General features: G+C 73.9%; 9 protein-coding genes. 8 read left to right on the forward strand and 1 reads right to left on the reverse strand.

What is annotated here, in order from left to right; translation table 11 throughout:
* Positions 1-23 precede the first annotated feature (23 nt).
* The 7 genes from ACFWVP_RS05315 to ACFWVP_RS05345 are packed head-to-tail and all read left to right on the forward strand — an operon-like array spanning position 24 to position 10,530.
* On the forward strand, positions 24-1,688 hold the full coding sequence (locus ACFWVP_RS05315; protein WP_384493762.1) for a nitroreductase family protein: 1,665 nt from the start codon (positions 24-26) through the stop codon (positions 1,686-1,688).
* A 15-nt stretch (positions 1,689-1,703) separates the two neighbouring features.
* On the forward strand, positions 1,704-4,511 hold the full coding sequence (locus tag ACFWVP_RS05320; RefSeq protein WP_384493764.1) for a lantibiotic dehydratase: 2,808 nt from the start codon (positions 1,704-1,706) through the stop codon (positions 4,509-4,511).
* Positions 4,499-5,632 carry a lantibiotic dehydratase C-terminal domain-containing protein gene (locus ACFWVP_RS05325; RefSeq protein ID WP_384493766.1) on the forward strand — a complete coding sequence of 378 codons (1,134 nt, stop codon included), beginning with the start codon at positions 4,499-4,501 and terminating at the stop codon, positions 5,630-5,632. Before ACFWVP_RS05320 ends, ACFWVP_RS05325 begins: the two co-directional genes overlap by 13 nt.
* Entirely contained in the window at positions 5,629-6,774 is a 1,146-nt protein-coding gene (locus ACFWVP_RS05330) for a peptidase M50 (protein ID WP_384493767.1), read from the forward strand. The genes ACFWVP_RS05325 and ACFWVP_RS05330 overlap by 4 nt, the downstream gene beginning before the upstream one ends.
* Before the next feature lie 44 nt (positions 6,775-6,818).
* Positions 6,819-7,811 carry an ABC transporter ATP-binding protein gene (locus tag ACFWVP_RS05335; protein ID WP_384493769.1) on the forward strand — a complete coding sequence of 331 codons (993 nt, stop codon included), beginning with the start codon at positions 6,819-6,821 and terminating at the stop codon, positions 7,809-7,811.
* Positions 7,808-8,563 carry an ABC transporter permease gene (locus ACFWVP_RS05340; protein ID WP_384493771.1) on the forward strand — a complete coding sequence of 252 codons (756 nt, stop codon included), beginning with the start codon at positions 7,808-7,810 and terminating at the stop codon, positions 8,561-8,563. Before ACFWVP_RS05335 ends, ACFWVP_RS05340 begins: the two co-directional genes overlap by 4 nt.
* 44 nt (positions 8,564-8,607) lie before the next feature.
* Positions 8,608-10,530 carry a TOMM precursor leader peptide-binding protein gene (locus ACFWVP_RS05345; RefSeq protein WP_384494001.1) on the forward strand — a complete coding sequence of 641 codons (1,923 nt, stop codon included), beginning with the start codon at positions 8,608-8,610 and terminating at the stop codon, positions 10,528-10,530.
* A 70-nt stretch (positions 10,531-10,600) separates the two neighbouring features.
* On the opposite strand, the gene ACFWVP_RS05350 is transcribed toward ACFWVP_RS05345, so the two are convergent.
* The gene (locus ACFWVP_RS05350) at positions 10,601-10,771 is read right to left on the reverse strand and encodes a thiazolylpeptide-type bacteriocin (RefSeq protein WP_030757923.1); all 171 of its coding nucleotides are present in this window, start codon (positions 10,769-10,771) and stop codon (positions 10,601-10,603) included.
* A gap of 164 nt (positions 10,772-10,935) precedes the next feature.
* Between ACFWVP_RS05350 and ACFWVP_RS05355 the strand changes: the two genes are divergently transcribed.
* Complete coding sequence (locus tag ACFWVP_RS05355; protein WP_384493773.1) at positions 10,936-12,195, forward strand: amidohydrolase; 1,260 nt, start codon at positions 10,936-10,938, stop codon at positions 12,193-12,195.
* Positions 12,196-12,278 lie beyond the last annotated feature (83 nt).

Consider the following 12,278-nt stretch of genomic DNA (forward strand, 5'->3'; position numbering starts at 1 on the left):
GCCCATCCGAAAGGGGAGACCCCATGGGGTACGCCCACGAGTACGCGAACGCCGTCATGCACCGCGGCCGGATCCCGATGGAGCCCGCCGACTTCGTCCCGGACTGGGCCGACGGTCCCCGCAAGGGCAAGTTCTACCCCGGAGCCGAGACCTACCCCCTGCCCGACGGCGACGACCTCGCCGACGCCCCGGCGGCCCACGGCCTGCTCCCGGCGGCCCGGGGCGAGGCGGATCCCGGTGAACGCGCGGCCGGATTCACCCTGCCGCTGCTGTCCGCGATGCTCAAGGACTCCTACGGTCTGACCGGCCGCCGGCTGGGCGTCCAGGCCAACAGCGACCTGTCCGGCCTGCCGTTCTACACCCACGCCAACTGGTCCCGGGGCACCGCCGGCGGCGGCGGGCTCTATCCGGTCAGCGTCTACTGGGTCTCCGGCCCGTCCGGACCGCTGACCCCGGGCATCCACTACTACGACGTCCACCGGCACGCCGTGCAGCGGCTGCTGGCCGGTGACGTGTCCGGCCAGGTGCGGGAGGCGCTGGGAGCGGACGCGCCGGCCGAGGCGCTGGCCACCGACCAGTACCTGGTCCTGGGCGTCAAGTACTGGCAGAACGCGTTCAAGTACAACAGCTTCTCCTACCACGTGGTCTCCACCGACCTCGGAACCGTCGTCCAGACCTGGCGGATCTGGGCCGGTGCGCGTGGCCTGCGGACGGCACCGGTGCTGTGGTTCGACGAGCCCCGGCTGAACGGGCTGCTCGGCGTGGCGGGCGAGGAGGAGGGCGTCTTCGCCGTCGTCCCGCTGCGCTGGGACGGTCCCGCGTCCCGGACGCCCCCGCCCGCCGTACCGGGACCGGACCCCGCGCACCGGCCCGCCGCACCGGAACCCGGCCCCGCGTACCGGCCCGCCGTCCGGTACCGGGACGTCGAGCGTTCCCGCACCGTGCTGGAGTTCCCGACCGTTCTCGCCATGCACGCGGCGACCGTGGCACGCGCGGCGGACCGCCCGGCCCCCGGCGCCCTCGCCGCAGCCGCGGCCCTCCCCGCACCCGCCGGGGGCACGCGCGCCGCACTGCCCGCACCGGCCTTCCCGGAGATACCGGTACGCCGGGCGCTGCGCGGGCGGCGCAGCAGCTTCGGCCGCTTCGACGCGGCCCGCCCGGTCACCCCCGCACAGCTCTCGGCGGTCCTGGCGGCCTGCGCGGCGACGTCGCTGGGCGGCGACGCCGACCCGGCGGACGCCGTACCGCTGGCCACGCTCTACGCCTTCGTCAACCACGTCGAGGGCATCGAGCCGGGCGCGTACGCCTACGACCCGGACGCGGGGGAGCTGCGGCTCGTCGTGCCGGGCCCGCAGGGGGCGTTCCTCCAGGAGAACTACTTCCTGGCCAACTACAACCTGGAGCAGGCCGGCGTCGTCCTCGTGCCGACCGTCCGCACCACAGCGGTCCTGGACGCGGTGGGGGACCGGGGCTACCGGCTGGCCGTCGGCACCGCGGGCGCCGTCGCGCAGACCTTCTACGTGGCCGCCGCCGCCCTGGAGCTGGGCGCGGGGGTGGCCCTCGGCTTCGACAACATCTCGTTCGTCGAGAAGCTAGGCCTGGGGGACGGTGACGAGGCCCCCCTGCTGATCATGCCGCTCGGCCACGAACGCCCCCGGCCCGCCGACTTCCGCCACGAGATCGCCTGACCGGGGAGACTTCCGATGACACTCACGACGTCCGACACACCGACCCCGCCCACTCCCGACGCTCCTCTCGGCCCTCCGCCCGCCGTGCGGTGGGAGCCCGGCCGCCGCTTCGTGCTCCGGGCCGCCGGCCTGCCCGTGGAGAGCGTGCACGGGCTGCGCTGCGTCCGTACCCGCCGCTGGGCCGACGAGGTCCTGGACGGGGAGGAGCGCCTGCGCGCGGGCGGCGCGGCCCTCAGCGAACTGCTGCACGACCTGCTCAAGGCCGCCGACGCCGTCGGGCCGGACGCCCGCCGCGCCCTGCTGGCGCTGCGCCGCCAGGTGTTCAACAACCGGCTGCCCGCCGACGCCGACGCCGCCGTACGCCTCGTGGCGGGCCTCGACGAGGAGGCCGGTGCCCGCACCGCGGCGTGGCTGCGCGACCGCGCCGGGCTGACCGGACTCCGCGACCGGGGTGCCGAACTGCTCGCCGCCGAACTGCGCACGGCGCGCGGCGAACTGCGCACCCTCCTGGCCGGGGAACGCCTCAGGCTCGGCCTGCTGCTGGCCTCGCCGACGCTCGACAGCCGGCTCGACGCCTATCTGCGCGACACCGGTGCCGAGCCGGGCAGACGCATGCGGAAGATCGAACGCTCCGCACTCGCCTACCTCTACCGGACGGCCTGCAAGACCAGCCCATTCAGCACCTTCACGGCCGTGGCCCTGGGCACCTTCGACGGCGACCCGGCGGACGCCCGGGCCGCCCTGAGCACCGGCGAGGACTGGACGAGCCATGTGCGGCTCAACGTCGTCGCCCTCGGCCGGCTGGCCGACCTGATCCTCGCGGACCCCGTACTCCGCCAGGACCTGCCCGTCGTGCTGTCCCCCGGCTGGGGCCGCGACGAGGACCGCATCCGCTACGTCCGGCAGTGGGTGACGGCGGGCGACGACAGTGCCGCCGTCACCTTCGACTCGGTGCGCGACCGGCTCTTCTACCTCCGCGGCAGCGGCACCCTGGAGCGGCTGCTCGGCCTCTTCGACAGCCGTACGGACCTCCGCCACCGTGACCTCGTCGACTGGCTGCACGCCGAGCACGGCGCCGAACGCACCGAGTGCGAACGCTATGCCGCGGCCCTGCTGCAGCTCGGCATGGTGCAGGTGCCCTGCCTGCGCACCGACGTGCACACCCCGGACCCGCTGGGCTCCTTCCAGGAGGCCCTGCGCACCCTGGGAGCCCCCTGGGCCGACCGGGTGGCCCGTGGCCTGGAAGGCCCGGCCGCCTGCCTGGCGGCGTACCCGGCCGCCGGGACCGACGAACGCCGGACCCTGCTGCGCACCCTGCGCGAACAACTCCTCGACGTCCAGCGGGAGCTGGGCGCACAGGATCCCGCGCTCCCGCAGACCCTGCTGTACGAGGACGTCAGCGCCGGGGACGACCTGGTCTGCGGGCCGGGCGTGCTGACCGGTGCGACGGGGCGGGCCCTGCGGGCGGTCGAGGGAGTGCTGCCGATGTTCGACATGACGCTGCCCCAGCGCATCACCCTGCGGGGCTTCTTCGTCGCCCGGTACGGGCGCGGCGGCCGGTGCGACGACCTGCTCGGACTCGTCCACGACTTCCACGAGGACCTCTTCGACCAGTACATCTCCTTCACGTCCAAGCGACGCGCGTTCGACGAGGACGGCACCTACGTGCCGGAGGAGAACTGGCTCGGCCAGCCCGCGCTCAGGACGCTCGACGACGCCCGTCGGCGGTTCGTCGCCGGCATGCGCGAGCTGTGGGAGGAGGCGGACGGATCCGGGGAGATCAGCCTGCCCGGGGAACTGCTCACCGCGGTCGCCGAGGAACTCGCACCCCTCACCGCTGACTTCACCCCGCAGAGCCACCACCTCCAGCTGGCCCGCCCCGCTCCTGGCGGCAGCGGGGAGTCCCTGGTCGTCCTCAACCGCTCCTACGGGGGAGTGGCGTTCCCCTTCAGCCGCTTCACCCATGTGTACGACGGCCACGGCGGCACGGAGGGCGCCGACGGTCCCGGACTGACCGGCCGGCTCCGCACGGAGCTCCGCGCCCGGCAGCCCCGGGGTGCGGTGTTCGCCGAGCTCACCGGCGGGCCGGTCACCAGCAACCTCAATCTGCACGGCCGTCTGACGGACCACCAGATCGTCTGCCCCGGCGAGACGGCCACCGTCCCCGAGGACGGCCGGATCCACCTCGACGACCTGTACCTGGAGCACGACGAGGAGGACGACCGTCTCGTCCTGCGTTCGCGAAGGCTGGAGCGCGAGGTCGTTCCCGTCTATCTCGGCTACCTCGTGCCCGTGGCACTGCCCGAGATCCCCCGCACCCTCCTGCTCCTCTCGCCGAGCACCATGGCCCCCTCGAACGTCTGGGGCGGCGTCCCCGAGGGCGAACCCGTGGACGGGGTGACGCGCCGGCCCCGGGTGCGCCACGGCGATCTCGTGATCAGCCGGCGCAGCTGGACGGCGGAGACGTCGGCGCTCCCGGTCCGCCGCCCCGGGACGGGCGAGGAGGAGTGGTACCTGGACTGGCAGCGCTGGCGGCGCACCCACCGGCTGCCTGACCAGGTCTTCGCCACCCTGACCCGGGACGGCCGCGCGGCCCTCGGCGCCAAACCGGCCTACGTGGACTTCGGCAGCCACCTCTCCCTGACGGCGTTCGACGCCCTCGTGGAGCGCGAGCCCGGCACCCGGGTCGTCCTGCGCGAGATGCTCCCCGCCGAGGACGAGCTGCACCTGGCCTCGGCGCGGGGCAGCCATGTGGCCGAACTGGCCGTAGAGACCTTCACCTTCCGCTCCAGCACCGAGGACGGCCCGACATGCCCGAACTGACGTCGCCCCGCCCCGCCCGGCCGGTCGCCGGCCCGGCGGACGGGGAATGGCTCGCCCTGCACGTCTTCTACGCCGCCAGCCCCCGGCCGATGCTGGTCGACTGCGTCCGCCCGCTGGTGGACCGGCTCACGGAGGAAGGCCTGCTGGCCGGGCACTTCTTCATCAACTACTGGCTGGAGGGCCCGCACGTCCGGCTCCGGCTGCGCCCGTCGAGCGCCGCCGCCGCACCCGAGGTGCGCCGCAGGGCCGAGGAGGCGCTCGGCACGTTCCTCCGTACCCGACCCGCGCTGTACGAGGTGGACTCGGGCTTCCTCAAGGACTTCTACAACGCCCTGTTCGACATCGAGTTCCCCGGCGAGGACCGGGGCCGCTACATGGGCGAGGACGGCCGGATGAACCTGCGGCCGAACAACTCCTTCTCGTACGAGGCCTACGCCCCCGAGTACGCCAAGTACGGCGGGCCCGCCGGGGTCGAGCTCGCCGAATGGCACTTCCGGCACTCCAGCGACCTGGTCATGGACGCCTTCCGCACCATGAACCTGCACCTGCGCACCGTGCTGCTGGGCACCTCCGCGCAGCTGATGATGGTGATGGCGAGCTGCTTCCTGCCGGAGAAGGACCGCCTCGCCGACTACCTCGACGGCTACTACGAGTTCTGGCACCGCGCCTTCCCCGGGACCGGGTTCATCGGCTCGAAGGAGTACGAGCGCAACTACGCCGAGATGGCACCCGCGCTGGGCCGCCGGTTCGCCGAGATCCACGCCGCCGTCTCCGCGGGCGAGCTGCGGCGGCTGCCCGCGTTCCTGCGGGGCTGGGCCGCCCACTGCCTGGAGCTGCGCGCACGCGTGGTGGACCTGGCCGGCCGCGGCGAGCTCGCCTTCCCCGCCTGGGACGGGCCCGCCCGCGAGGACGCCGGACAGGAGCGCCCCGAGCAGACGCGGGCCGCCCCGCCGAAGACGCTGACCCATGTGCCCGCGGTCCTGCCGCGGCTGCTCTCCCCGTACATGCACATGACCAACAACCGGCTGCATGTGACGATCCGCGACGAGGCCTATCTGTCCTTCGTCCTCGGCCAGGTGCTCCGGGAAGAGGACGCCGGCGGCGCCGGGGCGCACGCATGACCGCCGCCCCCGGCACGCCCGCCGCGCCGGAACACGCCGGGGCCCACGCGGCGGCCCGTGCCTATCGGCCGGCGCTGCGCGAGGGGGTGCTGCTGAGCCCTGCCCTGCTGCGCGGCCCCCGCACCGTGCACCTGGTCAAGCACCCGGGCAGCGGTGCCGCGTTCGAGGTGGGCGTCAAGGAGTACTTCGTCATCGCCCGGCTCGACGGGACACGGAACCTCGACGACATCGGCCCCGCGTACGCCACCCGCTTCGGCCGCCGCCTCGCCGAGGACAACTGGAACCGGCTGCTCGGCCTCCTCGGCGCGCGCGGTCTGCTGTCCGGCGCCCCCGACCCCCCACCCGCCCCACCGGCCCCGCCCCGCACCGGCACCCTCTGGCACGGCACCCGGCGGATGGTCGCCGACGCCGACGCGACGACCGCCCGGCTGCACCGGATCCTGCGGCCCCTGCTCCACCCCGCCGTACAACTCCCGCTGCTGGCCGCCGTGCTGGCCATGCTGGTGGTGCTCGGCCTGAACGCCGGGGAACTCCTCGACGGCACCGCCGAGTTGATCCGAAACCCGCTCGCCCTCGCCGCGGTGGCCCTGCTGCTGTGGTTCAGCATCACCCTCCACGAGCTCGCCCACGGCGTCGCCGCCCAGCACTACGGCGGCCATGTCGCCGAGATCGGACTGCGCTGGCGGCTCCCGGCCGCGATGCTCTACTGCACGGTCGACAACTACCTCTTCCTGCCCGGCCGGCGCGCCAAACAGGTGATCGCCGGCGCGGGCGCCTACGTCAACCTGCTGCTCCTGCTGCCCTTCACCCTCTGGTGGCTGCTCCTCCCGCAGGACGACCCCACCCGTCCCCCGCTGGCCGGTCTGCTGCTGCTCGGCAGCGTCCAGGGCCTCAGCAACCTCGTCCCCCTCCCCCCGCTGGACGGTTACCGGATGCTCGGCCACGCCCTGGGCGTCGCCCACCTCGCCCCCGAGACCCGCGCCTACCTGACGCTGCGCCGGGGCAAGGGCGGGGCGGACGCCACCGCCGCGTACCCCCGGCGGGCCCGCCGCCTCTACACGGCGTACGGGATCGGCTCGGCGGCCCTGATCCTCCTCGCCGCGGCCGGCACCTGCACGGCGGCCCTGCTGCTGCTCCGATGACCCGACCGCGCCCCGCCGACCGACCCGAAGGACCCACGCACCACATGAGTGAGGTAGAGGCCATGCGAGCCACACCCCCCGAAGGCACCACCCCGTCCCCGGCCGTCGAAGTGGTGGGGGTCTCCAAGCGGTACGGAGACCGGCAGGCCGTCGACGACGTGTCCCTGAAGATCCGCCGCGGGGAGTTCTTCGGCCTCCTCGGCCCCAACGGCGCGGGCAAGTCCACCCTGGTGGAGATCATGGAGGGGCTGCGCCGGGCCGACTCGGGAACGGTCGCCCTCTTCGGCGAGTCCCCCTGGCCGCGCAACACCGCGCTGCTGCCCCGCCTCGGCGTGCAGACACAGTCCTCGGCGTTCTTCGTACGGCAGACCGCGCACGAACACCTGCGCACGGTCGCCGCCCTCTACGGGGCCTCCCGGGCCGCCGTCGACACCACCCTGGACTCCGTGGGGCTTACCGAACACCGCGACATACAGGTGGAGAGCCTCTCCGGCGGCCAGCGCCAGCGCCTGGCCATCGCCTCCGCACTCGTCCACGGCCCTGAACTGATCTTCCTGGACGAGCCGACCGCCGCCCTCGACCCGCAGGCCCGCCGCGCCCTGTGGGAGGTGCTGCGCGGACTCAAGGCCGAGGGCCGCACCATCGTCTACACCACGCACCACCTCGACGAGGCGGAAGCACTGTGCGACCGCATCACCATCCTCGTGGACGGCGCGATCGCCGTGACGGACTCCCCGCACAACCTCGTCGACGCCTCCGAGGCCCCCAGCCGGCTGATGCTGCCGCTGGGCAGGCTCGACGAACAGCAGGCGGCGGCGATCCCCGGCGTCGACCGCGTCACCGTCCAGGGCGGCTCCCTGGTCCTGGAGACACGGACGTCCGGACGGGTGCTCACCGCCGTCGACCGCCTCACCGGACTGGACGGCGTACAGACCCGCACCGCCGGCCTGGAGGACGTCTACCTCGACCTCACCGCCCGGCTCACCGCCCGGCGGACCACCGGCCGGAACGCCGAGACGACGGAGCAGCAGGCATGAGCACGTACACCGCACTGACCGCGGCGGGCTACCGCGCCCAGGTCCGCGACCGCACGACCCTCTTCTTCACCTTCGCCTTCCCGCTCCTCTTCCTCGTCGTCTTCGGCCTGATCTTCCGCGGCCAGGACGTCGAGCAGAGCGGCCTGTCCTACATCTCCTACACCGCCGCCGGAGTGCTCTCCTGGGGCGTGGCGAACGCCGCCGTGTTCGGCATCGCGTTCACCCTCATGCAGTGGCGGACCGACGACATCCTGCGGCTGATCCGGATGTCCCCGGCCCCGCTGTCCGCCGTCATCGGCTCCCGCTACGCCCTCGCCCTCGTCGTCGGCCTCGTCCAGTCGCTGCTGTTCGTCGGCGTGGCGATGCTGCCGCTGTTCGGCCTGGAGCCCGCCTCCGGCTGGCCCCTGCTGATCCCGGTGATGACCCTCGGCATCACGACGTTCCTGCTGCTCGGCGTGATCATCGGCTCCTTCGCCAACACCCCCGAGTCCGTCGCGGCCGTCGCGAACTTCCTGATGCTGCCCATGGCCTTCCTGTCCGGATCCTTCTTCCCGATGGACGCCATGCCCTCCTGGCTGCAGAAGGTCTCCCTGATCATGCCGCTGCGCTACCTCAACGACGCCGTGTCCAACGCCCTGACCGGCCGCGGCGACTTCTCCGACATCGCGATCGGCTGCGCGGGCCTCGCCGTCTTCGCCCTGGTCTTCGGCGTCGTCGCGATCCGGACCTTCCGTTGGACGAAGGCCTCGTGACCACCGCCACGCGGCCACAGCCGTCCCCACCGCTGCCGCACCCGATGGACCGGGCGCGGACCGTGCTCCACTCCGCTCTCGACGACCGGCTGGGCCCCGGCACCCCCCAGGTCGTCCCGGTCGGTGCCACCGACGCCGCCGCCACCCTCGGCGACCTGGGCGCCCCCGACCCCTGGGCCGCCGACCGGTCCGGGGCACGTGTCCACCTCACCGCCTCCGCCGTACTCGTCGGCCCCTGGGGCGGCGACGGCACCGCGCCCGCATGCGGACGCTGCCTCGCGATGCGCTGGCAGCGGCTGCGCAGCCGCAGCGAACGCGACGCCCTGGAGACCGGCGGCCCCGACGGCCCCCGGCCCGTGGGGGAGTGGCCGCTGCTCACCGACCACACGTACGACGCCGTCGCCGCGCTGTACACGGCGGTCCTGGGCACCCCCGACGCCGTACCGCCCGCCGCCGGACCCGCGGACCGGGCCCTGCCCCAGGTGTCACGCCTCGACCTGAAGACCCTGCGCGTACGGACGTTCCCGCTCCTGGCCGACCCGCTCTGCCCCGACTGCGGGCCGCGCCCCGGCACCGGCGAAGCGACCCCGCGGGCCCTCACCCCCCGGCCCAAACCGCACCCCGGCACCTATCGGCTGCGCCCCGCCTCCTCGTACCCCATACCGCAGGAGGCGCTGGCCAACCCGGTGTGCGGGGCACTCGGCGGCGGCACCTGGATCGACGTCACCTCCCCGACGACCGCCCCGGTCGCGGGCAGTGTCTTCGTACGCGGCTACGCCGGGCTCAACGACGTCACCTGGAGCGGCCAGGAGAACGCCTTCTCCACCAGCCGCACCCTGGCCTTCCTCGAAGGCCTCGAACGCTACGCGGGAACCCACCGGCGCGGCCGGACCACGCCGGTCACCGGCTCCTGGAACGAGCTGAGGGCGGACGCGGTCGACCCCGCCACCTGCGGCTTCTACGACCCCCGCACCTACCGCGACGACCCGCTGGTCGACCCCTTCGACCCCGACCGGCCCATCCCCTGGGAGTGGGGCTGGTCGCTGCGCGACGAACGCCCCGTACTCGTCCCCTCCCGACTCGTCTACTACAGCGCCGGACTGGCCGCGGACAACTTCGTCTTCGAGTGCTCCAACGGCTGCGCCATCGGCGGCAGCCTGGAGGAGGCGGTGCTGGGCGGACTCCTCGAACTCGTCGAGCGCGACGCCTTCCTCAACGCCTGGTACGGCGCGGCCCGCCTCACCAGGATCGACCTGGACACCGTGGGCGGCCGTACGGCCGCGGCCATGGCGGAACGGGCCGCACTCCAGGGCTACGACGTCCACGTCCTCGACAACCGCATCGACCTGGCCGTGCCCGTGGTCACCGCCGTGGCCGTCCGCCGGGACGGCGGCCCCGGCATCCTCTCCTTCGCCGCGGCGGCCTCGCTCGACCCGCTCGCCGCCGTCGAGGGCGCACTGTCCGAAGTGCTCACCTACATCCCGCACCTGTCCCGCCAGACCACCGAACGCCGGGACGAACTCGAAGCGATGGCCGACGACTTCGACCGGGTCAGGCACCTGAAGGACCACGCCCAGCTCTACGGCCTGCCGCGGATGGCCGAACACGCCCGCGGCTACCTGGAACCGGTGGCCGTCCGCCCCTTCGACGACGTCTACCGCGACTGGGAGGACAACGGCCGCCCGCGCACCGGAGACCTGCTCGACGACGTCCACGTGGTCCGCGACGAACTGACCGGGGCCGGCCACGACGTGATCGTCGTCGACCAGACCACCCCCGAACAGGAACGCATGGGGCTGCGCACGGTCAGCACCCTGGTGCCGGGACTCCTGCCGATCGACTTCGGCTGGAACCGGCAGCGGGCCCTGCTGCTGCCACGGCTGCGCACCGCCCTGCGGCGCGGCGGCCACCGCACCACGGACCTGACCGACGCCGAGATCCGCCGGGTCCCGCATCCGTTCCCCTGAGGGACCGCGAACGCCCGGTACCCGTCAGGAGACGGGTACCGGGCGCGAACGGACCGCTGCTGACGCCGAATCAGGCGGAGCAGGAGGTGGTGCTGGTGGTGGAGCTGCACGTCGAGGTCGAGCTGGTGCTGGTGGAACCGGCCAGCACGACCTCGCTGGCGTCCGAGTAGTCGGAGATCTCGAAGGTCTCGGCCTCGAGCTCGAGGATCTCGTCGGCGAGGGTGCTCAGGTCCTTGTTCATGCGGTCTCCTCCGTCGGGGCCGCCGGTCCGACGGCCTGCTGGGGTGTACGCCACCCATTCCACCGGCCGCCACTGACCGTTCGGCACGCCTCGCGCACGCACATCGCTGGCACGCGACGCCAGCGCCCCGACAGTGCCCCCGGCCCCCCGCCGCAGGAGACCCCATGACGCCCGCCATCCGCCCGCCCCACCCCGTCCTGACCAGGGCGGGCGAGGTCCTGCGCCCCGCCCTCACCCTCTACCTGGACGTGCACCGCCACCCGGAGACGTCCGGCCTGGAGAGCCGTACCGCCGCCCTGTTCGCCGAACGGCTCGCCGCCGCCGGCTGCGACGTGACCCGCGAGGTGGGCGGCCACGGCGTCGTCGGCGTCCTCAGCAACGGCGAGGGCCCCCGCGTGTACCTGCGCGCGGAACTCGACGCGCTGCCGATGGACGAGCGCACCGGCCTCGCCTACGCGAGCACCAACGGCGCCATGCACGCCTGCGGCCACGATCTCCACCTCGCGGCCGCGGCCGGCGCGGTGGACCTTCTGTCCCGCGCCGCCGACCGGTGGCAGGGCACCGTCGTGGTCGTCGGCCAGCCCGCCGAGGAGACCCTGACGGGAGCACGGGCCATGCTGGCGGACGGCCTCTACGAGCGGTTCGGCAGACCGGACGTGGTCCTCGCCCAGCACGCGGCCCCGCTCCCTTCCGGGATGGTGGCGCACGGCACCGGGCACGGGCCGGTGGCCGCCGCGAGCGCCGCCCTGACCGTCGTCCTGCACGGCCGGGGCGGTCACGCCGCCACCCCGCACCTGACCGTCGACCCCGTGGTGACCGCCGCGGCGGTCGTCACCCGGCTCCAGACCGTCGTCGCCCGCGAGACCGCACCCGGTGACCGGCTCACGCTCACCGTGGGCACCCTGCACGCCGGCACCGCGGTCAACGTGGTGCCGGACACGGCCGAGCTGGGCATCGGCCTCCGTGCGACGGACGAGGAGACCCTGGACCGTGCCCTCGCCGCCCTGGAGCGGATCGTACGGGCCGAGTGCACCGCCTCCGCCTGCCCCCGCGACCCGGAGGTGACGGTGTCCTCCCGTTCGCCCGCCCTGTGGTGCGACCCCGACGCGACCCGGGCGGTACGCGCCGCCCACACCACCTCGTACGGGCCCGAACGGGTGGGCCGGTGGCCCCCGTCGATGGCGGCGGAGGACTTCCCGCTCTTCGGCGACGCGGGCCTGGACATCCACGCCGAGTCAGGCGTCCCACTCGTCTACTGGATGATCGGGGTCATGGGCCCCGCGCAGTGGGCCGGGGCCGCGACCGGCCTTCCCCCGAACCATTCGCCCCACTTCGCCCCGGACATCCGGACCGCGCTCCCGCCCGCGATCACCGCCCTGACCGCAGCCGCCCTCGACCGGCTGGACGGCCCCTCGGGCCCCTGACGCGGACCGCCCCGGACCCTGATACGGGGGTCCGGGGCGGCCTGCGCGTTCTCCGTGTCCGGTGCTTCCGGCGCGCTTCTCGC

It is taken from the genome of Streptomyces sp. NPDC058637 (assembly GCF_042717325.1).
GTDB lineage: Bacteria > Actinomycetota > Actinomycetes > Streptomycetales > Streptomycetaceae > Streptomyces.